We start from the raw sequence: 25,799 nt of genomic DNA on the forward strand, positions 1-25,799 counted from the left end.
CTGTTGCTCCTGATGGGATCACGGGGTGCAGGCAACACGAATAGCCGAAATTCGCGAGAATCCCGGGCCCTCCAAGCCTACCGCGGAGCCTCGGGGCACGCCGACGGGCCCGGCAGGCGGGACCTGCCCGGGGCACCGCCGACGGGGCTAGGCTGGCTTCAGGAGCGGGCGGCCCATCCAACGCGGGCCGCGCACCGAATGGCTTGGTAGGCCACCCGCCAACTGCTGGCTGACAAGGAGTCACCATGAACGGCACAACCGCAACCCCCGAACCCGCTGGAACTCCTGCTCCAGCCCCGCAGGGAGCCACCGCGAAGGCCGCATCCCCTAAGACCGTGCTCGTCACCGGGGCCACCGGTTACATCGGCGGCCGGCTCGTCCCCCGGCTCCTGGAAGCCGGACACAGGGTCAAAGTCGTGGTCCGCACCCCGGCCAAGATCGCCGGCGTGCCCTGGCTGGACGACGTCGAGGTGATCCACAGCAGCCTCGACGACGGGGACGCCCTGCAGGCGGCGCTCGACGGCGTCGACGTCCTGTACTACCTGGTCCATTCCATGGCGGCCGGGGCCGGCTTCGAGGCCAAGGAAAAGACGATGGCCGGGACGGCAGCCCGGGCCGCGGCCGCCGCCGGAGTGGACAGGATCGTCTACCTCGGCGGCCTGCACCCGGCCGGAGCCGAACTGTCCACCCACATGCGCTCCCGCGAAGCGGTGGGGAAGGTGTTCCTGGAAAGCCCGGTGGACGCAGTGGTCTTCCAGGCCGGCGTCGTGATCGGCTCGGGCTCGGCGTCGTTCGAAATGATCCGGCATTTGTCCGAGACGCTGCCGCTGATGCCCGCCCCGAGCTGGGTGCGCAACAAGATCGAGGCGATAGCGGTCCGTGATGTCCTGTACTACCTCGTGGCGGCGGCGTCGCTGGAAGGACCCATCAACCGGACCTTCGACATCGGCTGCCGCCAGGTGCTCAGTTACGCCGGAATGATGCAGGAATACGCCGCCGAGGCCGGCCTGCCGCACCGTGTGGTGCTGGCGCTGCCGGTGCCGGCCCCCAAACTGGCCGGTCTGTGGGTGGCACTGACCACCCCGATCCCGCTCTCCATGTCCCTGCCGCTGGTCGAATCGCTCCAGCACGACGCCGTCGCCGCCGAGCACGACATCGACGCGCACATCCCTGTGCCGGAGGGCGGCCTGACCCCCTACCGGCGGGCCGTGGCCCTCGCCCTGGGCAAGGAACGCGACGGCCAGGTGGAGACCACGTGGGCCAGCGCCGGCGTCGACGCCGATCCCCTGCCGAGCGACCCGGATTGGTCCGGCCACGCCGTGTACGTGGATGAGCGCAGCTTCCAAAGCGACGTGGACCCCAAATATGTGTGGACCGTCATCGAAGGAATCGGCGGCCGGAACGGCTGGTACTCCCTGCCGCTGGCCTGGCAGGTGCGCGGCTGGCTGGACAAGCTCACCGGCGGGGCGGGGCTGCTGCGCGGCCGCCGGCACCCGCACCTGCTGGCCGAGGGCGAGGTGGTGGACTGGTGGCGGGTCGAGCGGATCGACCGTGGCCGGCTGCTGCGACTGCGGGCCGAAATGCGGGCCCCGGGCCGGGCCTGGCTCGAACTTTCCGTGGAGCCGGAGGGGACGGGCAGCCGCTACCGCCAGCGCGCCATTTTCTTCCCCAAGGGCCTCAGCGGCCGCCTCTACTGGCTCGCAGTGCTGCCGTTCCACAGCGTCATTTTTCCCGCCATGTCGCGGAATATCACCGCCGCCGCCCGGGATCTGGAAAACCTCGAATCGGAGCCAGCCCGGCACACCACGTAGGATGTTGGAGCCCGAAACGTCCACTTCCACATCATGGAGGACCCCCTATGGCCCTGAGTGCATCCACTACCGTTCCGCACAGCGTCGACCGCGTTACCGCGGTTTTCGTCAATGAAGACTTCCTGCGCCACACGAGCGAACTCGTCGGCGGCACCCTGGAATCCTTCGCCGTCGACGGTGACACCGCCGGCGCTTTCAACACCACCACCGTGCGGACCATCCCCACCACCCGGATGCCGGACATTGCCCGGAAATTTGTTGGCGAAAGCCTGAAGGTGACGCAGCTGGAGGCCTGGGAGGCCCCCGCCGCCGACGGCTCCCGGCAGAGCAAGATCTCGCTGAAGGTCTCCGGCGCCCCGCTGGACGTGAATGCTGTCCAGCGTCTCGTGTCCGACGGCGGCAGCACCCGGATCGAGCTCGAGGGCGACGTGACCTCCTCGGTGCCGTTCCTTGGCGGCAAGATCGCCGACGCCGCAGAACCGATGGTCGGCAAGGCCCTGAACCTGCAGTCCCAGCAGGCCCAGGCCTGGCTCGAAAGCCACTGAGCCCGTGGAACTGCCCGCGGTCCTCGCCGTCGTCCTGATCGTCGCCGGCGTCTGGTCCCTGGTTGTCTGGCCGCAGTTCCTGCGCCGGGTCATGAAGGATCCGCGTGCCCGCGACGCCAACGGCAAGGCCACGCGCTTCCTGACCGTCCATGTGGTCCTGGTCAGCATCTCCATGCTGCTGGGGGCCGCGACGGCGGCGATTGGCGTGGCCGGGCTGCTCAGCTAGCATCCGGCACACCGGCCGTCATATGCCCGCCGGTGTGCCGGATTTCCTGCGCTCGTGGCCTGCCGGCGGATAGAATCGGCAAAAAAGTGGACAGCTGAAAGGGGACGCCAATTGCTACCCCGTCGTGCGGCCATGTGGGGGCTGGGGGCTTATGTGCTCATTCTTGGCCTCATTGCGCTCTGGCCCGTTCCCGTGGACCAGGGCGCCTCCGATCTGCTGTTGCGGTCGCTGCGGAAGCTGCACCGCTGGGGTGTCCCCGAATGGTTCGACTATCGGGTGCTCGAACTGGCCGCCAACATGGTCCTGTTCATTCCGTTGGGTGCCTTCGTGGCCCGGATCCTGGGTGCCCGGCTGTGGTGGGGCGGGGCCGCCGTCGGCTTCTTGGTCTCGGTCCTGATTGAGCTCGCCCAGCTTTTCTTCCTCCCGGCGCGCTTTCCCTCCGTCTCCGATGTCGCCGCGAACACTTTCGGCGCCATGATCGGCGCCCTTGCGGCCCTGGTGCTCATGACACTCTCCGCTGCTGTGCGATTCCGCGGTCCACCGCGTACTCTGTGAACAGGCCCGACGGGAGGACAACGAAAGTATGCGGATTTCGGTTATCGGTTGCGGTTATTTGGGCGCTGTTCATGCTGCTTGCATGGCCAAGCTGGGCCACGACGTTGTAGGCATCGACGTCGACGAACACAAGGTGGCGCAACTGTCAGCAGGCCACGCCCCGTTCTATGAACCTGTTTTGGACGATCTGCTGTCCGAGCTGGAAGAATCCGGGCTTCTGCGATTCACCACCGACATGGCCGCCGCCCGCGGCTCCGAGGTCCACTTCATCTGTGTCGGAACCCCTCAAAAACGCGGCGAAAACGGCGCCGATCTGCGCTACGTTGACGCCGCGGTCACGGCTCTGGCCGCCCATCTCTCCCCCGGCGACGTCGTGGCCGGGAAATCCACCGTGCCTGTAGGTACGGCCGCGCGGCTGGCCGAGGTGCTGGCCGAAACCGAGCCCGGCGCGATGCTGGTCTGGAACCCGGAGTTCCTGCGCGAAGGCCACGCCGTAACGGACACCCTGAACCCGGACCGGTTTGTCTACGGGACACCGGACGGAAGCGAAGACCACCCAGCGGTGGCTGTCCTGGACCAGGTCTACGAGACCCCGCTCTCGCGCGGGACACCCCGGCTGGTGACGGACTACGCTACGGCCGAACTCGTCAAGACTGCCGCCAACTCCTTCCTGGCCACCAAGATTTCCTTCATCAACGCCATGGCCGAGGTCTGTGAGGCCACGGGGGCCGATGTCACCCGGCTGGCCGACGCGATCGGGCTGGACGAGCGGATCGGCCGGAAATTCCTGAATGCCGGCATCGGTTTCGGCGGCGGCTGCCTGCCCAAGGACATCCGTGCGTTCATGGCCCGCGCGGGCGAGCTGGGTGCCGACCAGGCGTTGACTTTCCTGCGCGAGGTTGACGCCATCAACATGAGGCGCCGGACCCGGGTCGTGGAACTCACGCGGGAGCTCTGCGGCGGCACCCTGATGGGACAGCGGATCGCCGTCCTGGGCGCGGCCTTCAAGCCCGAAAGCGACGACGTCCGGGACTCCCCCGCGCTGAGCGCTGCCGCGCAGCTGCAGTTGCAGGGCGCTGTGGTGACGGTGACCGACCCCCAGGCCCTGCCCAATGCCGCCAAGCGTTTCCCGGAACTCCAGCTGGAGCCGGACCTTGAGACGACGCTGCAGAAGGCCGATGCCGTGCTGCTGCTGACCGAATGGCAGGCCTACCGGGAACTGGATCCGCACGCGGCCAAGGCGCTCGTGTCCGCGCCGCGCATCCTGGACGGCCGCAATGTCCTGGACCCTGCCAAGTGGCGGGCCGCCGGCTGGACTTACAAGGGCCTGGGCCGTCCCTAGGGCGCGGCCGTCAGCCTGCCAGCGGCCTGGCCGAGGGCGTCCTCCGCGGCCACCCATGAGAGCATGGCGCACTTGACCCGGGCGGCGTAACGGGACACGCCCTCAAACGCGGCGGCGTCGCCCAGCACCTCCGGGTCGGCCGGCACCTTGCCGCGCGAGCGCAGCACCTCGCGGAAGCTGTCTATGACCGTGCGGAGTTCCTCGACGCTCATGCCCTCGGCGAGCTCGGTCAGCACGGATGCCGAGGCCATCGAGATTGAGCAGCCGTCGCCGTCCCAGCGCAGCTCACTGACCTTCCCGCCGGCCACGGACACCCGGACCGTGATTTCGTCGCCGCAGGTCGGATTCAGCTGGTGGGACTGGCCGCTGCTGGCGTCCATGGGTGCGGCCGCGGCGGCCAGGCCGCTGCCGTGCCGGGCCTTGGCGTGTTCCAGGATGATCTGCTGGTAGAGCTGGTCAAGACTCATGGATGTCCGTCCTAGGCTTGGAAGTAGGCACGGACATCGGCGGCCGCGTTCAGGAACGCGTCCACATCGTCCGTGGTGTTGTAAAGATACGTGCTGGCGCGCGTCGTCGCCGCCAGCCCGAGCCTCCGGTGCAGCGGCTGGGCGCAGTGGTGGCCGACCCGCACGGCGATGCCCCGGCTGTCCAGGAACTGGCCGACGTCGTGCGCGTGGACGCCGGCGACGTCGAATGCCGCCAGGCCAATGCGTTCCTGTCCCGCCGCGGGGCCCAGCACTCGGATGCCGGGGATGGATTCCAAGCCGCGCACGAGGCGCTGGCCGAGTTCGGCCTCCCAGGCGTGAATGCGGTCCATCCCGGTTTCGCTGAGGTAGTTCACCGCCGCGGCCAGTGCGACCGCCTGCGAAATGCGCTGGGTGCCGGCCTCGAAGCGTTGCGGGCTCGGCAGGAATCCGGCCCGTTCCATCGTGACGGTGGTGATCATGGACCCTCCCGTCAGGAACGGCGGCATCGCGTTGAGCAGTTCCGAGCGGCCATAGAGGGCGCCGATTCCGGTGGGGCCGAGCATCTTGTGGCCGGAGAACACCGCGAAGTCGACGTCGAGCGCCTTGACGTCCAGAGGCAGGTGCGGCGCGGACTGGCAGGCGTCGAGCACAACGAGGGCCCCCGCGGACCGGGCCAGGGCCACCAGGGCTGCTACCGGGTTGATGGTGCCCAGGACATTGGACGCGTGGGTGAACGCCAGGACGCGGGTGCGCGGGCCGATGATGCCGGCGGCGGCCTCCAGGTCCAGGGCGCCGGCGTCGTTGATCGGGATGAACTTCACGACGGCGCCTGTCCGGGCCGCCAGCTCCTGCCAGGGGATCAGGTTGGCATGGTGTTCCATCTCCGTGACGACGAGTTCGTCGCCCGGGGCCAGGGCGAACCGGGCCGCTTCGGGTCCGGCGCCGGGCAGGGAAGCGTTGAGGAAAGAATAGGTGAGCAGGTTCAGGCCCTCCGTGGCGTTGGAGGTCCAGATCAGCTCATCCCACTCGGCCCCGACAAAGTCGGCGACCGTTTCCCGGGCGTTTTCGAATGCCTCGGTGGCCTCGACGGCGAGGTGGTGCGCCCCGCGGTGGACCGCGGAGTTCCGCTGCTCATAGAATTCCTGCTCGGCCTCGAGCACGCTCAGCGGGTTCTGCGAAGTCGCCCCTGAGTCCAGGTAGACGAGCGGGAAGCCGTTGACGTGCTGTTGCAGGATCGGGAAATCGTTGCGGATCCTCAGGACCTCCTCGTTTCCGAGGGCGGCGGCAGAGCGGCGGAGGTGGGCTGGGGTGGCAACCATGGCGGGGACTCCTGGATCGGCGTTCGCTGCGGCGTGCCCCGTGCCGCCCGGAAAGCAAGCGGCGCGAAATACATCACACAGATTAAACCTAATTATCCCACGTTCCCGCAGCTCTCCTGCGCGGCCACCGCGCGGACCCGCACACCGCGGAACGCGCACACCGCGGAACGCGCTCACCGCGGAACGCGAGAGGAGGTCCGTGCCCCGGTAGCCGGCTCGAGGGGCCATCGGCTCGCGCGGCGGTGCCCTTCGGTGGCCAAGACCCGGACCGCGACGGGCGCATTGCCCAAGGGCAGCCGCAAATCGACCCCCAGCCAGGGGGTGGGCCGGTGCTGCCCGAAAATGGCAAACGACAAACAATAGCGGCCGCGGCGATGACCGCAGGGGCCGCGGCTGTCCGTCGCCGGGACCCATTGGCGGGAGCCGTGGGCCGACGGGATCCAGCAGCGGCATCCAAAAGCGACATCCAACAGGGGCGCCGGAACAGCCGGCCGGCTCTCACTGCTACGGCGCAAGGTCTGCCCCGACGCAGGGCTTGCCCGACATGCCGGCGCTTGACGCCAGGGCCGGCGAGGGCTTGCACACAAGACGTCGTCACCCGCCGCTACCCCCTGCGGCGATGCCCGCCGGTACCCGTGTCAGGGTCGCGCTTCTCGAAGGCGCGGACCCGCGTGAAGACCGGTTAAGGGAGCCGGCGGCGGCTGGGGGGAGAGCCTCGGTCTCAGAAGGCTCTGACGCCGCCGGCTCCGACCTTGGCGCGCGGCTGCCCGTTGAGGCACCGCACGATTCCAATGAAGGAGTTAGTGGGAAAGATTACGGCCCGATCACCTCTAATGGTGGCAGTGGCTGCATCCGCAAGCAAGGAATTTGAGACCACACTTTCCTCGGGCCATGCTTGCGGTTGCTGACCGCCCTCAAGTTCCTCATTTTGAGACCTTTGTGAGCTGTTCGGGGTGGAGCTGTTCGGGTTAGTGCTGTTCGTGGGACTGGCTTAAGTCAATCGCCCGAACGGGCTCTGCACACGAGTAGCGTTTACCCGACTTCTGAGGCCCTACTCGCCATGGCACTACTTGGAGCTACTCCCGCTGGTCCCGGAGTCCACCCGTGCTGTACGCACGCCACAGCCAGGTCAGGCCACGCCGGGCCGGGCCGGACCGGTCAGGAGGGCAGCGGGCCGAGGTCCAGGAGGTCCGCCCGCCGGCCCACGCCGAGCTTGGCGAAGATCCGGGACAGGTGCCCCTCCACGGTCCGAAGTGACACACAGAGCGCGGTGGCGATCTCGGCGTTCGTGGCCCCGCCCGACACCAGTTCCAGGACTTCGGTCTCACGGGCAGTCAACGGGGCGCCGTGATCGCTGCGGACGACCTCCAATTGCGACAACATTCCGGCCTCCACCAGGCGGTGATGGACCCGGCGCTGGACCGCGGTAAGCCGCCACCGCTCCGGGTCGTCTGCCAGGATCCGCTCGGCCTGCTGGGCGGCCTCAAGGGCAAGGAGCCCGTGCCCTGCATTGAGCGCGTCGTCGCTGATGCCAATGAGGTCGGACGCATCCGACGCCGACACCGCTCGCGCGTAGGACTCCACCAGCCTGGCCTCCGGGCCGTCGACTGCGCCGCTGCTGAGGGCGAGGGCCTCGGCGCCCGAGGTGTCACCGCCGCGGAGCGCGAGCCGCCTGATATCGGTTTCGACGCCGCGCAGGCTCTCGTGCAGGGCCTCGTCCGCCAGCCGCGCCAAAGCCCCGGCACCGCTCCCTCCGGGCCCTTCTCCGGGTTCAGCCGCCCGGCAGTACGCCTCTGCCAGCAGGTGAAGGGTTTTCGGCTCCCGGTACACCGAGAGCCGGTAGGCCAGTACATGCTGGCTGGCCTCATGGTGGCGTCCGACGGCGGCTGCGGCATAGGCCGCGACGGCGCGCGCAAACGGCAACAGACCTAACGGGTCGGCGATAGTGAGCTCTTCGACACTCAGCCGAAGTTCGGCCAGGCTTTCACGCATCCTGCCCTGGCGCAACCGCGAGTATCCCCGCATGAGGTGCAGCATGCCGCCGCTGTACAGCAGCCGCCCAGGCTCACGGGCCGCGTAATCGTCCAGGACATTTCCGAGCCGGTCCCAGTCGCCGGCCCAGATCAGATTCAGGCAGTGGCGCACCACGAGGTCCTCGTAGACCAAGGGTAGTTCCAGGCTTGCGGTCCGGGCCCCGCCCCATGCCTCGCCGTCCAAACGCAGCCCTGCGCGGAGTTGACCTTGGGCGGTCAAGAGTTCGGCGAGGAGGGAAACTGCCGGGACCCGGATTTCGGGATAGGCGCCGGCCGCGGCGATGAGTTCGCGCAGCACGGTTCCAACTGCCATGAACTTGCCGTCCCATGAGTGACTCAGAAGCTCTGTGGCCAGTCCCCCGGCGGCTGTCACGTCCGGCGGCTGTCCCGCCGGAGCGCGTCCGGAAAGGTCGGTGCACGTCGCGAAATCCGCAGACAGTGAATCCCGGGCACGCGATTCCAGGAGCCCTGGTTCGATGGGCAGTTCAAAGGCCGGGCGGTGCGTGCCGGCGTCGGGATGCTGTTGCCGGGCCGGCGTTGCGGACCCGAGCCGGGCTGCCAGGAGGGCAGCCAGGTAGGACGGCCGTCCGGAGGGCACCGGCTGTGCGGACTCCAGACACGCCACAGCGGCCTCGGTGTGACCCGCGATGAAGTGCGAATAGGCCAGCTGGATCCGGGCCTCGGGGAGGAACCGGGCGTCCCGGATGGCGCCAGCCACCCGGGACGCGGTCGCAGGGTCCAGGTCCGTGTTCGCGGCGACAGCGGCCTGCAGGAGCTGGATCGGAGGGATCTCTACGCCGCAGTCCATGGACCAGCGCAGCCGGTTGAGGGCCGCTCCCGGCGCCGCGGCCCGCGCCGACGGAAGCGACAACACGCTCGAACGCAGGGCCGAACTGCGGCCGGCCGGGACCCGCTGGCGGATAATCTCGCCAAGTATCGGGCTGGCGGCCCGTACCAGCCGGTCATGTCCCGTGGAGACGGCAATGATGCCCGCGGTGTCCAGGGCATCGACGGCCTTGGGACCACTGATCCGCAGAATCTGGGACAGGGATAGCGGTCCGGCCATGGCAACGATCGTGGCGGCGGTCTTTTCCTCCGGTGTCATGGAGCGCAACTGCCGGTCGACAACGTCGGCGGCCGGAACTTGGGCCATGTCGGGGTTGGCCAGCAGGAACCACACTCCGTGCCGGAGGCCCAAGGCGCCGCTGGCCCGGGCATGCTGGATCAGGGACATCAGCATGAGCGGATTGCCGTCGGCCGCCTTATAGAACAACGCACTAACCCACGGAGAGACGTCGGCCCGCAGGACCTGCTCACATAGTTGGTGGGTTCCGATCCGGCTCAGCGGGTAAAGGTCGAACTTGGAAATTATCCCGTCGTCCCAAAGCGCGAGGAACTCTTCCGGAATCATCGGCCCGGGACGGCAGGCCACGAGGATTCCCGCGGCGCCGGTCGCCGCCGCCTGCGCCAACTGCCGGACGGTCCCATGGTCGAGGCAATGCGCATCGTCGACCACAAACAGAGGGCGGTCCGCCTCGGATTTCAGGCTGCGCGCCATCGCTTCCACGACGGCTGCGTAGGAGTCGAGTTCCCGGTCAGGAAGCCGGGACAAGTACGGCGCCAGGGCCCCGAAAGGAACGCTGGCCAGAGCCGAAGTGGCGGTCAGCCGAATCAGGTGGCGGTGGGGCTCGAGTTCGCGGATGGCGGCCTTGAGGACGGCGGTCTTGCCCGCGCCCGCGCCGCCGACGATGAGCGCACCTGATCGGGTGTCGTCACGCAGGCAACGCACCAGGTCCTTGACCAGCGCCGAGCGCTCGATCAGTGCCGAGGTCTCAGCCAGGCTTTCCATCGCCGGTTCTTCCTGCCAGTTTCTGCCCGTCTTGAACAGCCGTCCGGGTTGCCGCCTGCAGTCTGCCGGGCTCAGCCGAGCCTGGCGCTGTCTGCCGGAGTCGAGATGACATCTTTGAGTTCCGATCGGCTGGCGACGTGCAGCTTCGAATACACCTGATAGAGGTGTCCCTCCACAGTGCGGACGGATACGTGCATCTGTTCCGCGATCTTGCGGTTGGACGTACCGGCAGCAGCCCGGACCGCCACTTCACATTCCCTCGCCGTCAGGGTTGAGGTTGTAAGCGACCGCAGCCCGTTCTTCGGACTGCCGAACTTGTCATCGAGGGACTGCTGCGCCCGCTGGGCGATTCGCAACGCGATGCGGTTGCCGGCGTCGTTTGCGCAGCCGACGGCTTTCCGCACCGCGTCCCTGGCGAACACGGTGTTGCCGCATGCCTCAGCTTCCTTGGATGCTGCCAGTAACTGTTCGCTGTCAGCCTCCCGCATGCCTTCGGCCAGCCGCGAGCACAGGGCCGCGAATTGTCCGGTCACCCTCCCGCTCAGGCTGCCGAGCTTCTGGCCCGCCTGGCGGTCTCCCAGCCGGGCCGCGGCGGACTGGAACAGGAGCGCGGGGGCCAGTGCTGACGTTTCAGCGTCGTTGCCCGCTTCGGCCGAGAGCGCACGGATGGACATTGCCCTCTGGCCGAGCTCGGCCTGGGCCGACAGTTCGAAATAGCGTGTGAGCCGTTCCACCAGCCAGGCCGCGGGCGGCCGGGCCTGGGCAAGATCGTCCAGCAGCAGGCCGGCCACTTCCTCTTCGCCCTGGAGTGCGGCGGCATAGGCACACACGGCTGCGGCCAGGCCGCCCAAAGCGTCGGGGTCCTGCGCCCGGAGCTGCCAGCGGCCCGCCTGGAGCCGGGACAAGGCGTCGTCGAGGTGTCCGGCATGCAGGTCCATGACGCCCTGGCCGATCTCAAACATCCCGCCCAGCCTGGTCTGGGGCTCTGCGCCGCTGTACGTCTCCTCAAGATAGACGGACGTTTCCCTGAACTTGCCGGAGAGCAAAAGGAGGAGGAGGAACCTGCCCCTGATCTCACGAACCGCATGGTCCCTGAGCTGCACGCCGGCTGTGGCCGCCAGGATCTGCTTTCCAAGGGCGAGCGCCCGCACCACGTTGCCTGTGACGGCCAGGGCCTCGCTGCGCACGCTGGCGGTCAGGATCCTTGGTTCGGTGCCCAGGTCCCCCGCGTCCACGCCGTCGGTTATGGCCAGGACCTCGTCGTAGCGTCCACGGAAAGCGGCGAGCCCAGCCTCCGCCAGGCGCAGCCGCTCCCGGGCTGCAACTGCAACTGGACTCTGTGCGGCGGGCTCGGCAGCCAGCCGCTCGGCGAACTCCTGTATCCGGGCTTCGGGGTCGGCGCCCGGGGCAGTGCTGCGTTTGTCCAATTCCACGCGCAGCAGCTGCAAAGCGGTCCACTCGGTCAGGGGAAGCTTGGCGCACGCGCCGTCATCCAGTGCCTCCAGAACCCGGCGTGCGGAGTCCTCGTTGTTCACCGAGATGTGGGCATTGACTGTTTCGATGGCCATCAGGGCGGCGGGTTCGCTTCCTTCGACCTCCTGGACAAATCGCAAGGCGGCCGCGTGGTCGGATGCTCCGTTCGCGGCGCGGGCGGCGGCCAGGGCGACCTGGGAGCTCACCTCTTCCCCGCAATCCAGAGCCCAGGCGACGCCGGCCGAGCCGCCGGTGTCCAGCGTGTCCGATTCCTGGAGCACGGCCGTGAGCCGGCGGCGGAGTTCGGCGCTGCGCCCGGGCGGGACCACGTTGGCGACAATTCCGGCTGTTACCGGGTTGGCGATGCTGACCATCGGCGGATGGTCGTGGGTGACCCGGATCAGGGCCCGCTCCTGGAGCGCGTCCATATCCTGCGGGTTGGCGATGAGCATGAGGGTCTGCAGCGGGACTGCCCCGGCGAGTGCCAGCAGTTCAAAGACGTCGCGCTGGCCGTTGCCGAGCCGGTTGAGGCGTGCCTTCACGACGTCCCGGATCTCTCCGGTCAAGGCGATGGGGCCGTTGCCCAGGAACCATACACCGTCCTGGCGGATCACTGTGCCCAGCTTGATCTGCTCCCGGGCCAGGGAATGGAGGAACAAGGCGTTGCCCCCGCTCGCACTCCAAAGCGCCCGGGCAGCGGTCAGGGAGAACCGGCCGCCGTATTCGTGGTGCAACGTTGTTGCCGTCTCTGCAAAGTCGAACGGTCCGAGGTCCACCCGTCGGAGCAGGTCATCCTTCCACAGGCCCATGATGTCCCCGCCGATGTGCGGCATGTCAACGCACGCCGCCAGCAACGTGACATGGGACCCGGCGCTCAACTGGGCCACCATCATGCTGGAGAGCTCGTCGAGGTCATGGGCGTTGTCCACGAAGAGGACGATTCGCCGGCCTTCGGATTTGTTGTGGAGCAGCTGGGTCAGTCCGCGCAGCACCATCAGCGGGTGCTCGAGGTGTGAGGCGTCGAGGTCGTTGAGCAGGACGCTCAAGGCCCCGTAGGGAAGCTTGGAGGATATGGAGCTGCCCCTGACCTGGACTACCAGGTACTCGTCGCCGAGCTGCTCCAGGGCGCGCTGGGCGATAAAGGACTTGCCGGCCCCGTGGTCGCCCACGAGTACGATGCCGCAGCCGGAACCCGACGTCAGGGTCTCAACGATGTCGGCAACGACCTCCTGGCGGGTGAAGGGTCTGTCCTTACTGCGGCCATGACCGTTTCTTTGCGCCGGAAACACTATTTCTGTCTGGCCGCTGCCCGTTGGCAAGCCGGCGTCTTGCTGGAACATATGAGAGACCTTCGCAATCAAAGTGTGAGCGGTGATACCTCAACGGTAGGGACTACGCGTATTTTCGGTATGCGTAAGTAGTACTCGATTACCTAGCGAGTATTCCGCCCGCTCTACGTAGCTGTACTCAGTTGGACCGGCGCTGCCGCAAGGCTTAAACCAAGTAGTCGCAATCCCGCCGCACGTGTCCGGCGCCGGTAGCGGCCCGGACACCGGGGAAGCGGCCCGCCACGGCCGGCCGGCCGGCGGACACGGCCCCACGCGGCCTCTCCCTTGCTTGCCGCTAGTGCCCGCCGATACCGGGAAGCTGCTCACGGCCCTTGACGTTGAGTTTCGCGTAGCTGCGGTAGAGATGGCCTTCAACCGTGCGCACGGACACCTGGAGCTCTGCGGCAATCTGCCGGTCAGTGAGGCCGCGTACCGCCAGCGCCACAATGTCGCGCTCGCGGCGGGTCAGTATGCCGAGCGAGTCATCGTTCTTGGCCGCTTCGTCGCCGGGAAGGTCATCGGCCCGGTCCAGGCACCGCTTCCGCTGGGAATTGGCCATGCGCTCCCTGAGGGTGTCGCCCGCGGCCCGGTAGGCGTGCGCCGCGGCGTCGTAGGCGAGGGCGGCAAAGGCCCACAGTTCCGCCACCTCACAGGTTTTCGCGGCCTCAAGGAGGTCTGCGGCGTTGTCGGCGCTGATGGCTGCGGCGTAGGCGCAGATCGCGGCGGGCCTTGGCCCCTCAAGCCTGGCCCGGAGCTCGAGCAGCCTCGGCGCCGAGTCCGTGTCCCCCAGGGCCAGGCAAAAGGCCAGCGCGTCGAGTTCGAGCCCGGCGGTGTCCACGTCCGGGTACGGTCGGCCGAGCCGCTTCAGTTCGGCGATGGCACCCGGGTAGTTCCCGAGCCGGGCCTTTCCATAGACCACGGCCATCGCGGCCAGCGAGCGCATGTACTGCGGCAGGGCCGCGGGTGCTGCCTCGAAGTCGGCGAGGAGTAGCTCTGCCTTCGTTTGGGCACCGACTTCGGCGGCTGCCGCGAAAGCCATGGCCGCCGTGAGCGCGAACAGCTGCTGGGGGTCGGTCAACCGCAGCGCTTCGAGCGCGGCGCTTAGCGTGTTCAGGGCCTGGGCGGCCTTGCCCTGGTAGAGCAGGATGATGCCGTGCGCCGCGTGCACTCCCCCGCCGAAGGAAATCAGGTTGGGCCCGGATCCGGCGACGAAGCCGGTCAGGAGGCTTTCCGCCCCCTGCCAGTCGCCGGAGTGAATTGCGGCGGCCGCGGAACGGACCACGAGGAAGTCGGTGAGGAAGTAGAGCTCCTCGTGCTCGGCCCCGGCGGCCTCGATGGCCCGGGTCATCGCAGCGAGGGCGCTCAGTCCCTTGCCGCCTGCCAGGAGCCGCTCCGCGTCGAGGCAGAGCCGGAACGCCTGTACGAGAGTGTTCGACGGCAGGGTGTTCGAGGGTGGGGTGCCGGCAGCCGCGTCCTCGGTGGACGCCCCCGCGTCCGGGGCTGCCGCGTACTCGCCCGCCAGCGCCAGGACCATGGCTTCCAGGATCTCCAGCCGCTCTTCCGTGGCACGGTGAATGGCTTCGGCGTCGTCCGGCCGGGCAGCAGCGAGGCGCTCGGCGGCGCGTCGGAGCACCTGTGCCCGCTTGATGATCTCTGCCGGCGTGTTCCCCAGCGCTGACATCGTTGCGGCCCACAGGAGGGATCCGGCCAGGAGCCCGGGGATGCTGTTTCCCTGCCCGAAATCGGCGTCGAGGATGTCCCGGGCCGCCACGTAGTCGGAGGCGTTGTAGCGGGTCCGTGCTATCACGGCGCGGGCCGCCATCTGCAGTTCCGGATCCTTGACGAGGACGGCAGCCTTGCGGGCGAGCTCGTCCTCGTAAAGCCGGCTCGCCAGCACGGCCGCCCTCAGGAGCTGCCGGTCCTCGACCTCCGCGCCGCACTCGATCGACCAGCTCACTTGCCGCAGCAGTCCCTCGGCAGACGTCGGCTCGCTGTCCATCTTGCGCAGCAGGCTCTGCCGAAGCTGCAGGCTCCTGGCCGGCGAAATCAGGTTCCGCAAGGTGTCGCCGTACACGGTATGCCACAGCCGCAGCTCACCCGTCCCGGTGTCCGTGACCCGGATCAGTTCGCTGTCGATCAGTGATCCCACGGCCTCTTCGCCGGCCACCGACTCGATCAGTTCCCGGGACACGGGTTCGGCCAACGCCACGAGGTTCAGGGCCTGGCGTTCTTCCGGCGAGCGCAGCAGCAGCTGGCGGCGCACGACGTCGGTCAGCCGGTCACCGTGGCTGTTCAGGTGCCGGGTGAACAACCAGACACCGTTGCGCCGCAGCAGCGTCCCGTCGTTCCTGGCGTCGTCCAGGAGCCCGTTGAGGAGCATCGGGTTGCCGCCGGAGGCCTCCCACAGGATCTCGGCGACGTTTGGCAGCACTTGCGAGCCGAGCTCGCCCTCCAGCATCTCTGTGGTCTGCGCGAGGGTGAGCGGGCGCAGGTCGTGCCGTTCGGCGATGCCTTCAAACCAGAGCTGCAGGAGCGGTTCCGGCAGTCCGGGCCGGGCCGCCGCGCCGACGAGCAGTTTCGCCCAGCCGGCCGCCGCCAGCTCCGCGAGGATTCCGGCCGTCGCCTCGTCGAGATCGTGTGCGTCGTCAACGACCAGCAGGAGGGGCTTCTGGGTGGCCCGCTTCTGCTCTTCCAGATGCGCCCACAGGGTCCTCAGAACGGCCAGCTGCGATGTTGCTTCCTGGACCGGCAGTCCGACGATGAAGGGGCCCAGGACACCGTAGGGCACCTTGGTCAGCGACGCGCTGCCATGGATCGGCACCGGCGTCACCTCCGGGCCCAGCTCCCCGACGACGGCATCGATGAGCCTTGACTTGCCCATCCCGCTGTCGCCGAGGACGAACACGGCGACATGGCTGCCGCCCTGGAGGGCTTCCACTGCCGACATCAAATCTTCCGACCTCCCGGTCAAGGCGCGGGCCGGCGCCGTGCCGGGGTTCCCCGCCGGCCCCCTAGATGAGTCCAAGCAGATCACTTCGCGAAGAAACGCCGAGCTTCGTGAACACCTGGTACAGGTGGCCCTCCACGGTCCTGACGGAAATGCCCACTTCCAGGGCGATGTCCTTGTTGGAGACCCCGTTCCCGGCCAGAGTGGCAATTTGCCGCTCCCGGTCTGTCAGCAGCGGACCCTTGTTGCGCGGCATGACTGGCAGCGCCGGCACGGACTCCGAGAGGCTCTCCAGCATGCTGTAAGCGGCGTTGGCGCTGGCGGTCAGCCCGGCGCCCTTCGCGAAGTCGAATGCGAGCGCGGCGCACCGGGCCTGGACGGCGTCCAGTTCGAGCCCCGCGGCCTGCCCGGCGGCTTCGAGCATGATCGCGGCGTCCTTCTTCCGGCTGCCGACGGCGACCGTCCGGGACAGCTCGGCCAGCGGCCCCTGCCGCAGCCCGGCGATTTCCTCCATGAAAAGAAAATCCTTGACGGTGCCGTTGACGGTGGCCCCGAGCATGCAGATGCCGGCCAGGGTGTAGCGGCCCTTCCGGAAATGCTCCTCCGCGGACCGTATCAACCGGTCCTTGGCCTCGGGGTCACCGAGCCACCGCGACGCCATATCCATGCAGAACTCGGTGGAACTGCCGACCGTGAAGCGGGCCGGGCCGTCAGCCGAGCGGGCCCGGTCCAGGTAGATCGTGGCCTGGACCGAGTTGCCGGTCTGGGCGTAGGCAAAAGCAGTGGCGGCGTAGGCCTGGCGCAGGGACTGCAGGCTCGCACGGACCTCCAGCTGGGCGATCGCGGCCAGCAACGGATCCAGAGCCATGTACCCGCGGCCGGCATAGACATAGGCGAGTCCGACGGCGAGGTCCGTAGCGGCGCTGCCGGAATGCAGCCCGTGCCCGGCCCGGCCGCTCGCGTCCTTGAGCATGTCGATGGCTTGGCGCCACAGGCCCGAGAGGAGCAGCACGTTGAAAGAGCGCCAGGCGAAGTTTTCCCGGATGCGCGGCACGTTGGACCACTCGCCCAGCTGTCCGCCGATTTCCCGCATGAGTTTGCGGGCATCGAGTTCGTGGCCGGTCATGGACCAGGCCTCCATCAGGATGATGGCCGACCTGAGCCGGTGCACGGGATCGGCACCGGGCACGTCCGTGGTGGCCGCGGTGGTAAGCCGCTCCATCATGGGCTCGAAATCCCCGATGAAAGAGAAATAGTTGAACTCGCACAGATCCAGGCAGAGCCCCGCCCGGGCAAGCGCCGCAGGGGCGGGGGACGGCTCGTCCAGGCTCAGGTCCTGGAGCCGGACCCTGGCCTGCCCGAGCAGTTCGGGGACCTGGCCGGAGCGGTCGTCCAGCCAGGCCATGCAGTCAGCCTTCGCCGCGATGAATTCGGCGAAGTTCTCGGCCGCAAGGCCGTTGACCTGCCGTTCGGAGACGTCGTCCAGCGCGGACATGGCCTGCAGCGGCAGGCCGAGCTGGAGGTAGGCAGCCGATTTTTGGAGCTGCCCTTCGGCCCATTCAGGATCCGAGGGAGAGAGGCTGCCGGCGCATTTGAGGGCAAATTTCGGGTCGAAGAGCTTGACGGCGGCACTGGCAGCCGCGACGGCGTGCGCGGGTGCCAGCTGGGCGTGGCAGTCGTGGGTCCACGCCGCGTAGGCCAGCAGGTCTTCGACTGTCAGCTCGTCCAGTTCATGTTCCTGGTGCCCGGGGACCTTGTCCCGGAGCTCCAGCCGGCGCTCCACGCTGAGCCAGTTGCGGACAATGTCGCCGAGGTAGCGGTCGCCCAGCGTGACGAGGTGACGGTCAGCGCGGTCGACCACGATCTGGCCGGCCTCTTCCATGTCGGCGATGACACCGGGGCTGTACATCCTGGCGAGCCGGGACAGGGGCAGGGTCCGGGCGCAGGAGAGGACGTCGATGACCTCCCGGGCCACGGGTGTTTCCCTGGCATACCTGGCTCGGACAATATCCTCCAGCGCCGTGCGGCCATCGAGCACAACCTCATCGAGCAGTGTCCACACGGATCCGGACAGGACAAGGTTTCCGCGTTCGATTTGTTCGGAGACGACGGCCTGCAGGAGCGTGGGGCTGCCGCCGACCAGCTGGTGCAGCTGGCTTGCCAGGGCGGTCGAGACCCGATGGCCCAAAGCTGACTGCAGGACCTCCAGCGTCTCGAGCTCGGTCAGGTTGGCGAGCCGGACCTCGGCGAGCTGGCCGGAAGTGATGAGCCAGTAGAAATCGGGCGGAAGGTCAGTGGTGCGCTGGGCCGTTGCGATCAACCGGGCGGTCCGGGTCTGCAGCAGGTTGAGCAGGACCCCGGTGCTGAGTTCATCGAGGGCGCCGGCGTTGTCGAGCAGGATCACGCACTGGCGCCCGGCGGCGTCGTCGCGGATCAGCGAGGTAATGCCGTGCAGGATGGCGGTCGGCGAGCCCAGGGAACTCTGCGGGAGCCGCGCAAGGGTGAAGGCGAGGCAGCCGTATGGCGTTGCCGACCCCGGCCCTGAACTGCGGAGCTGGATGGTGTACACCTCGGGGCCGAAGCCCGCGAGGGCGGTCCTGCCGACAAGCGTTTTGCCCACGCCGCGGTCGCCCGTGATGACGACGCCCATCCGGTCCTGGGCAAGCAGTTCCTGGCGGACACGCTCAGCATCAGCGTTCCGCGCCAAACCGGACCAGCCGTGTCTCGCGACCTGGCCGGCAGCATGTTCTTCTTCGGCGGGTGCCAATGTAGTGGAAACATTCCCCCAGCCCAGCGAATCCCTCGACATGTAGTTTCCTTCGTACCGCTTTGCAGACAGCAACCCCGAACTGCCCACTTAGAAGTAGCGTATCCCTATCTCCCGACGTGAGAGTAGACAGATCATAGCTGGAATGCGGAAAGCTTGGAAAGGAAACACGCAATCCGCATGCAACTTAGTCGCCGCCTGCCTGCCGCGGGCCCGGGCCGGCCCACGGTCGGGGCGTTTAGGCTGCGTGTTATTTTGCCTGCGTTTACGTCCAAGAGGGGTTACGTCGCCTTGGCGGGGTGGAACTTTTGTTGGGCGGCGGTGAGGCCGTCCCGGACCAGGACTTCGACGGCGTCGGCAGCTGAGTCGATGAGGAAGGGCAGTTCCTTTTTCTCCGGCGCGGAAAAGTCACGCAGGACAAAGTCCGCGGTCTCCATCCGTCCGGGCGGACGCCCGACGCCCACCCGCACGCGCAGGTAGTCCTTGGTGGCCAGGGCCTTGGAGATGTCGCGCAGTCCGTTGTGGCCGCCTTCGCCGCCGCCGATCTTGAGCCGCACGGTGTCGAAGGGGATGTCGATCTCGTCATGGACGGCAATGACATGGGCCGGATCGATGCCGAAGAACTGGGCCAGGGCAGACACCGGGCCGCCGGAGACGTTCATGTATGACAGCGGCTTGGCCAGCACGATCCGGGGTCCGCCGATGCCCAGACGCCCTTCGAGGACCTGGGCACGCGATTTGTGCGATTTGAAGCCACCGCCGACGCGCGAGGCGAGTTCGTCCAGGACCATCTGGCCGACGTTGTGCCGGTTGTGGCTGTACTCGGATCCGGGGTTGCCAAGGCCTACGATCAGCCAGGTGTCGGTCATGGGTCAGTCCTTCGGTGGGACGCGGCCGGGGGCGCGGCCAGTGGGGCGGGGCAAGTGGGGCGGGTCAGGTGGGTCGGGGCAAGTGGGGCGGGGCGGGCAGCCGGCTACGGGGCGCGTACGGCGCGGGCTACGGCACCAGAGACGACGGCGGCCGGGCCCCTGAGGGACCCGGCCGCCGTAAAATTCGCCGGAATTACTCGGCTGCTGCTTCGGCCGACGGTGCGGCTGCTTCGCCTTCTTCGCCCTCTTCGACGTTTTCGGTGGCCTCGGAGATGTTGACGACGAGTGCTTCGGGGTCGGCCAGCAGGGTAGCACCCTTCGGCAGGACGAGGTCGGAAGCGTGGATGTGCTCGCCGGCGCTACGGCCTTCGATGCTGACCTCGATGGCGGTCGGCAGGTGGGTTGCCTCGGCCTCGACGGAAACGACCGTCATTTCCAGGTTGTGGACGTTGCCCGGAGCCAGCTCGCCGCTGAGGTGAACGGGCACGTCAACGGTGACCTTCTCGCCGGTGCGGACGGTCAGCAGGTCGAGGTGCTCGATGATCTGCTTGATCGGGTTGCGCTGGATGTCCTTGACGAGGGCCAGGTGCTGCTCGCCGTCGATGTCCAGGGTCAGCAGGGCGTTGGCGGTGCGGACGGCCAGGGTGGTGGCCTTCGCCGGCAGGGTGATGTGGATCGGCTCGGCACCGTGGCCGTAGATGACGGCCGGGATCAGGTTGGCCATGCGGGCGCGGCGGGCGAAGCCCTTGCCGAATTCGGTGCGGACTTCTGCTGCGAGCTTCTGCTCAGACATGGATATCTCCTCGTGGGATTTCAAGCTGTGGGACTAAACGGTGTTCAGCAAGGGCGGAGGTCTGTTTACGACCTTCAACGCCGGGCTGCCGTGCGGCTGCCCTTCAGAAGGAGATTCAGACCCAGTCGATTACGGAGACCAGCAGTCCGGGTTCCGATTAATTCACATCAATACGGAATGCCGGCGCTCTCCCTCGCCAAGGTTTCGGTACAAGGCTACCAGCGGAGGGACCGGTTTCTGAAACCGGGCCCTCCGCCGGCCGGCTTAGGCCTGGCCGTCGAACAGGCTGGTGACGGAGCCGTCGTCGAACACTTCACGGATGGCGCGCGCGATCAGCGGCGCGATGGAGAGCACGGTCAGCTGGGGGAAGCGCTTGTCCGCGGTGATCGGCAGCGTGTTGGTGACCACCACTTCGCGGGCGCCGGACTCGGACAGCCTGCGGGCCGCCGGATCGGAGAACACGGCATGGGTCGCGGCGATGATGACATCCTTGGCGCCGGCGTTCTTGAGCACCTGGACGGCGCCGGAGATGGTTCCGCCGGTATCGATCATGTCGTCGATCAGGACGCAGGTGCGGCCTTCAATCTGGCCCACGACCGTCTTGGAGACGGCCTGGTTGGGCACGGTGAGGTCCCGGCTCTTGTGCACGAACGCCAGCGGCGCGCCGCCGAGGCGCTCGGCCCACTGCTCGGCCACGCGGACGCGGCCGGTGTCCGGCGAGACGACCGTGACCTTGTCCGAGCCGACCCGGGTGCGGATGTAGTCGGCCAGGAGCGGAATGGCCATCAGGTGGTCCACGGGGCCGTCGAAGAAGCCCTGGATCTGGGAAGTGTGCAGGTCCACGCTCATGATCCGGTCGGCGCCGGCGGTCTTGTACAGATCGGCGACGAGGCGTGCCGAGATCGGCTCGCGGCCACGGCCCTTCTTGTCCTGCCGGGCGTAGGGGTAGAACGGGGACACCACAGTGATGCGCTTGGCGGAGGCCCGCTTGAGCGAATCGATCATGATCAGCTGTTCCATGAGCCAGTTGTTCAACGGGGCCGGGTGGGCCTGGATCACGAAGGCGTCGGTGCCTCGGACGCTCTCGCCGGCCCGCACGTAGATCTCGCCGTTGGCGAAGTCGTAGGCGTCCAGGGGCAGCAGCTCGGTGCCGAGCTCCTTCGCGATCTCCTTCGCCAGCTCAGGGTGCGCGCGCCCCGCGGCCAGCACCAGCTTCTTCTCGCCGTGTGCCGTAATTTCGCTCATGATTGCTAGCCCTCTTCTGTCGGTGCCGGAGTAGTGGAGGATGTTGGGGCGGCGCCCGCAGCGGAATCCACCGCGGCAGCGGACTCGGCCAGGGCGGCGGAAACGGAACCGGGGCGGTTGGACGCAACCCAGCCGTCCGAGTTCCGCTGCTTGGCCAGGGTGACGGCGAGGGCGCCGGCCGGGACGTCCTTGCGGATGATCGCACCGGCGCCGCTGTAGGCGCCGTCGCCCACGCGCACGGGGGCCACGAACACGGTGTTCGAACCGGTGCGCACACCCGAGCCGATCACCGTACGGTGCTTCTTCTCGCCGTCGTAGTTGGCCGTGATGTTGCCGCAGCCGATGTTGGTGTCCTCGCCGATCTCCGCGTCCCCGGCGTAGCCGAGGTGGGACAGCTTCGAGCCGCGGCCGATCGTGACGTTCTTGGTTTCGTAGAACGCGCCGATCTTGCCGGTCTCGCCCAGGACGGTGCCCGGGCGCAGGTAGGTGAAGGGGCCCACGCTGGCGCGCGCCCCGATCGTGGAGCCGGAGCCATGGGTGCGGATCACCGTGGCGCCCTCGCCCACCATGACGTCGGTCAACGTGGTGTCCGGGCCGACCACGGCGTCGCGCGCCACCGTGGTGCTGCCGTGCAGCTGCGTATTGGGCAGGAGCCGGACGTCCTCGTCGAGCGTCACCGTGGCGTCGATCCACGTCGTGGCGGGATCCACGACGGTCACGCCGGCGCGCATCCAGGCTTCGAGGGTGCGGCGGTTGAGTTCAGCGCCGAGCGCCGAGAGCTGGACGCGGTCGTTGGCGCCCTCCACCTGCCAGCGGTCTTCGGTGACGACGGCGGCGACGCGGCCGCCCGCGGCGCGGGCCAGGGCCAGGACATCGGTGAGGTACTTTTCGCCCTGGGCGTTGTCCGTGGTGACGTGGACCAGCGCGTCGCGCAGGACGGCGGCGTCGAAGGCGTAGATGCCGGAGTTGACCTCACGGATTTCGCGTTCGGCGCTGGTGGCGTCCTTGTGTTCGCGGATTCCCGTGACGGTTCCGTCTGCTGCGCGGAGGATGCGACCGTAGCCGGTGGCGTCCTCGAGCACGGCGGTGAGGACGGTGACGGCGTTGCCCTCGGCCTCGTGGGCGGCGACGAGCTCGCCGAGCAGGCCGCCGGTGAGCAGCGGGACGTCGCCGTACGTGACCACGACCGTTCCGCCCAGCCGTCCTTGGGGGTCGAGCGTGTCGAGCGCTTCCAGTGCCGCCTCGACCGCGCGGCCGGTGCCGGGCACATCGTCCTGGTCCACAATCAGGGCTTTCGGATCGAGGGCGGAGACGTGGGCGGCTACGAGGTCGCGTTCATGCCGGACCACCAGGGCCAACTCGCGGGGGCTGATACTGCGGGCCGCCTGGAGCGCGTGGCCGACCAGCGAGCGGCCGCCAATCTCATGGAGAATCTTGGGGGTACGGGATTTCATCCGGGTACCGGCCCCTGCAGCTAGGACGATCACGGCGGCTGGGCCAGTATTCTCGGGGCTCACGTATTGGCTCTCCTTGCTTGGTTGCGCAGTGTGTCTCGCCAAGTTCCGCCCATAGGACTCGAACCTATACTCCACGGCTCCAAAGGCCGGGGTGCTGCCATTACACCAGAGCGGACCGTGCCCAGGCTTGACCTGTGGCACGAGAATCAATTCTGCCACGAAGGTTGATGCTCGTGCGACTCAGCGCCGCGGAAGGGGCGGGCAGGCGCGGGTGGGCGCGGGTGGGCGCGGGTGGGCGCGGGTGGGCGCGGGTGGGCGCGGGTGGGCGGTGCGGCCGGCGCCACGGGACATGCCCATTCTTGGTCTGCGCGGCCGGACATGTGCCGCAGGATTCACGCGTTCCGTGGAACGTGCCTTCCTGGGCGTGCGCAGAGACCCCGTCCCCTAAGCGGGACATGCCCAGCGTTGGTCCCGAGCAACGGACACAATGCCAATATGCCCATCCCTGGCCCGCGCCGAGGGACATGCCCTGCGGGATTTCGGCCCTCAAAGGGACATGTCCAGCGGCGGGTGCTCACGCTGGGCATGTCCCGCGGGATTCACGCGTTCCGCGGAACGTGCCTTCCCGGGCGTGCGCCGCGACCCCATTCCCTACGCGGGACATGCCCAGTGCTGGTCCCGATCAATGGACACAATGCCAATATGCCCATCCCTGGCCCGCGCCCAGCGACATGCCCAGCGGGATTTGAGCCCTGCAAGGGACATGTCCAATACTGGCCCGCGCCGAGGAACATGCCCAGCGGAAATTCAGCCCTGCAAGGGACATGTCCCGTGCTGGCCCGCGCCGAGGGACATGTCCCGCGGGTTTTGAGGGCTGCAAGGGACATGTCCATCGGTGGGTGCTCACGCTGGGCATGTCCCGGGGATGGGCAGGAGGCTACTCCCCCAGCACTTCCAGGGCCTCGAGCCATTCGAGTTCAAGGGCTTCGCGTTCCCCGGCCAGTTCCTGGAGTTTCGCGTTGAGTCCGGCGAGCTGGTCGAACTTGCTCGCGTCCCCGGCCCCGGCGGTCATCTGGGCGTGGATCTTGTCTTCCTGCTGCTTGAGTTTGCCGAGCTGGCGGTCGATCCGGTTCTTGGCCTTGCGGGCGTCGCGCTTTTCGGCCTCAGACGGGCCGCTGGCGACGGGAGCGGATCCCCCGCCGGCGGAGGTGACGGGGTTGCCGCCGCCGGTGATCGTGGAGCCTGCCAGGGCCCCTTCCCGCAGTTCGAGGTACTGGTCCACGCCGCGGGGCAGGGCGCGGATCTTGCCGTCGCCAAGGAGCGCCATCTGGTGGTCCGTGACGCGCTCGAGCAGGTAGCGGTCGTGGCTGACGACGACGAGCGTGCCGGGCCAGCCGTCGAGCACATCTTCGACGGCGGCGAGGGTGTCGGTGTCGAGGTCGTTGGTCGGCTCGTCAAGCATCAGCACGTTCGGCTCCCCCACGAGCAGGCGCAGGAGCTGCAGCCGCCGGCGTTCGCCACCGGAGAGGTCCTTGACCGGGGTCCACTGCTTTTCGTTGGTGAAGCCCAGCTGCTCCACGAGCTGGCCGGCGGTGAATTCCTTGCCGCCGACGTTGAAGGAGCGCTTTTCCCGCTCGATCACTTCGATCACACGCAGGTCCGAGACGTCGTCGAGTTCCTTGACCTCCTGGGTCAGGACCGCGGTGACCACCGTCTTGCCGCGCTTGACCTTCCCGGAGGAGGGCTGGATCTCGCCGTTGAGGAGTTTGAGCAGGGTGGTCTTGCCGGCGCCGTTGACGCCCACGAGGCCGAGCCGTTCCCCGGGGGCGAGGCGCAGCGTGATGTTGTCGAAGAGCTTCTGCCCGGGCTCGCCGCCGAGGAAGTCCAGCGAGACGTGCTCGAGGTCCAGGACATCCTTGCCCAGCCGGGCGGTGGCCATCTTGCTCAGCGCCGTCGAGTCGCGCGGCTCGGGGACGTCCGCGATCAGGGCGTTGGCTGCCTCGATCCGGAACTTGGGCTTGGCGGTGCGGGCCGGGGCACCGCGCCGGAGCCAGGCGAGTTCCTTCTTCACGAGCTGCTGGCGCTTGCTTTCCATCACTGACGCGGAGCGGTCCCGCTCCGCGCGGGCCAGGACGTAGGCGGCATAGCCGCCGTCGAACGGGTCCATGATGCCGTCGTGGATTTCCCAGGTCTTGGTGCAGACTTCGTCGAGGAACCACCGGTCGTGGGTGACCACGAGGAAGGCGCCCTGGTTGGCCCGCCAGCGGGTCTTCAGGTGCCGGGACAGCCACGCGACGCCTTCGACGTCGAGGTGGTTGGTGGGCTCGTCGAGCATGATGACGTCGTGGTCCTCGATCAGCAGCTTGGCCAGCGCCACACGCCGCTTCTGCCCGCCGGAGAGCGCGTGGACGTTGGCGTGCCAGTCGACGTCGGACACCAGCCCGCCCATGACTTCACGGATCTGGGGATTGCGGGCCCACTCGTAGTCGGCCTGGTCCCCCACGATCGCGGCGCCGACGGTGAGGTCGCCGTCGAGCACGTCGCTCTGGTCCAGGTAGCCGATGTTGACCTCGCTGCGCTTGGTCACCCGGCCGGAGTCCGGGGTGGAGCGCATGGCCAGCAACCGCATCAGGGTTGACTTGCCGTCACCGTTGCGGCCCACCATGCCGATCCGGTCGCCCTCTTCAAGGCCGAGGGTAATGCCATCGAGGACGGTACGGGTTGCATACGAGACCGTGAGGTTCTCGCCGCCGAGCAGGTGTGCCACTGGGAA

At 68.0% G+C, this 25,799-nt stretch carries 16 protein-coding genes and 1 tRNA gene; 5 read left to right on the plus strand and 12 right to left on the minus strand.

Annotation, left to right across the window (positions count from 1 at the left end; genetic code table 11):
• The first annotated feature begins 245 nt into the window (after positions 1 to 245).
• From ARTB_RS10480 to ARTB_RS10500, 5 genes are all read left to right on the plus strand, one after another.
• Entirely contained in the window at positions 246 to 1,811 is a 1,566-nt protein-coding gene (locus ARTB_RS10480; protein WP_243179752.1) for an SDR family oxidoreductase, read from the plus strand.
• Positions 1,812 to 1,858: 47 nt separating this feature from the next.
• Positions 1,859 to 2,356, plus strand: a complete 498-nt coding sequence (locus ARTB_RS10485) for a DUF2505 domain-containing protein (protein WP_243179753.1) — start codon at positions 1,859 to 1,861, stop codon at positions 2,354 to 2,356.
• A gap of 4 nt (positions 2,357 to 2,360) precedes the next feature.
• Positions 2,361 to 2,582, plus strand: a complete 222-nt coding sequence (locus ARTB_RS10490; protein ID WP_018774651.1) for an SCO4848 family membrane protein — start codon at positions 2,361 to 2,363, stop codon at positions 2,580 to 2,582.
• Positions 2,583 to 2,735: 153 nt separating this feature from the next.
• A complete protein-coding gene (locus ARTB_RS10495; protein WP_243179754.1) occupies positions 2,736 to 3,137 on the plus strand; it encodes a VanZ family protein in 402 nt (133 codons plus the stop codon).
• Positions 3,138 to 3,165: 28 nt separating this feature from the next.
• Positions 3,166 to 4,479: a UDP-glucose dehydrogenase family protein gene (locus tag ARTB_RS10500; RefSeq protein WP_243179757.1), complete on the plus strand. Its 1,314-nt coding sequence runs from the start codon at positions 3,166 to 3,168 to the stop codon at positions 4,477 to 4,479.
• Here the strand turns inward: ARTB_RS10500 and sufU are convergent.
• The 12 genes from sufU to ARTB_RS10560 all read right to left on the minus strand — a co-directional run bounded on the left by sufU (position 4,476) and on the right by ARTB_RS10560 (position 25,793).
• On the minus strand, positions 4,476 to 4,946 hold the full coding sequence (gene sufU, locus ARTB_RS10505) for a Fe-S cluster assembly sulfur transfer protein SufU (RefSeq protein ID WP_079551640.1): 471 nt from the start codon (positions 4,944 to 4,946) through the stop codon (positions 4,476 to 4,478). The genes ARTB_RS10500 and sufU overlap by 4 nt on opposite strands.
• Before the next feature lie 11 nt (positions 4,947 to 4,957).
• Positions 4,958 to 6,265, minus strand: a complete 1,308-nt coding sequence (locus tag ARTB_RS10510) for a SufS family cysteine desulfurase (RefSeq protein ID WP_243179769.1) — start codon at positions 6,263 to 6,265, stop codon at positions 4,958 to 4,960.
• 1,158 nt (positions 6,266 to 7,423) lie between these two features.
• On the minus strand, positions 7,424 to 10,147 hold the full coding sequence (locus tag ARTB_RS10515; RefSeq protein WP_243179771.1) for a helix-turn-helix transcriptional regulator: 2,724 nt from the start codon (positions 10,145 to 10,147) through the stop codon (positions 7,424 to 7,426).
• Between the two features lie 71 nt (positions 10,148 to 10,218).
• Positions 10,219 to 12,960, minus strand: a complete 2,742-nt coding sequence (locus ARTB_RS10520) for a LuxR family transcriptional regulator (RefSeq protein WP_243179773.1) — start codon at positions 12,958 to 12,960, stop codon at positions 10,219 to 10,221.
• Between the two features lie 283 nt (positions 12,961 to 13,243).
• On the minus strand, positions 13,244 to 15,982 hold the full coding sequence (locus ARTB_RS10525; RefSeq protein WP_368859395.1) for a LuxR C-terminal-related transcriptional regulator: 2,739 nt from the start codon (positions 15,980 to 15,982) through the stop codon (positions 13,244 to 13,246).
• On the minus strand, positions 15,960 to 18,704 hold the full coding sequence (locus ARTB_RS10530; RefSeq protein ID WP_243179794.1) for a helix-turn-helix transcriptional regulator: 2,745 nt from the start codon (positions 18,702 to 18,704) through the stop codon (positions 15,960 to 15,962). The genes ARTB_RS10525 and ARTB_RS10530 overlap by 23 nt, the downstream gene beginning before the upstream one ends.
• A gap of 239 nt (positions 18,705 to 18,943) precedes the next feature.
• On the minus strand, positions 18,944 to 19,531 hold the full coding sequence (gene pth, locus ARTB_RS10535) for an aminoacyl-tRNA hydrolase (RefSeq protein WP_028276488.1): 588 nt from the start codon (positions 19,529 to 19,531) through the stop codon (positions 18,944 to 18,946).
• A gap of 193 nt (positions 19,532 to 19,724) precedes the next feature.
• On the minus strand, positions 19,725 to 20,324 hold the full coding sequence (locus tag ARTB_RS10540) for a 50S ribosomal protein L25/general stress protein Ctc (protein ID WP_243179796.1): 600 nt from the start codon (positions 20,322 to 20,324) through the stop codon (positions 19,725 to 19,727).
• A gap of 264 nt (positions 20,325 to 20,588) precedes the next feature.
• Entirely contained in the window at positions 20,589 to 21,569 is a 981-nt protein-coding gene (locus tag ARTB_RS10545) for a ribose-phosphate diphosphokinase (RefSeq protein ID WP_018774662.1), read from the minus strand.
• A 5-nt stretch (positions 21,570 to 21,574) separates the two neighbouring features.
• Positions 21,575 to 23,086 carry a bifunctional UDP-N-acetylglucosamine diphosphorylase/glucosamine-1-phosphate N-acetyltransferase GlmU gene (gene glmU, locus ARTB_RS10550; RefSeq protein ID WP_243179823.1) on the minus strand — a complete coding sequence of 504 codons (1,512 nt, stop codon included), beginning with the start codon at positions 23,084 to 23,086 and terminating at the stop codon, positions 21,575 to 21,577.
• A 43-nt stretch (positions 23,087 to 23,129) separates the two neighbouring features.
• Positions 23,130 to 23,201, minus strand: a tRNA-Gln gene (locus ARTB_RS10555).
• Between the two features lie 762 nt (positions 23,202 to 23,963).
• Positions 23,964 to 25,793 (minus strand): ABC-F family ATP-binding cassette domain-containing protein, encoded by a 1,830-nt coding sequence (locus ARTB_RS10560; RefSeq protein ID WP_243179825.1) that lies wholly within the window; start codon positions 25,791 to 25,793, stop codon positions 23,964 to 23,966.
• Positions 25,794 to 25,799: the final 6 nt, after the last annotated feature.

This window comes from Arthrobacter humicola, assembly GCF_022803015.1.
GTDB classification, from domain to species: Bacteria; Actinomycetota; Actinomycetes; order Actinomycetales; family Micrococcaceae; genus Arthrobacter; species Arthrobacter humicola_A.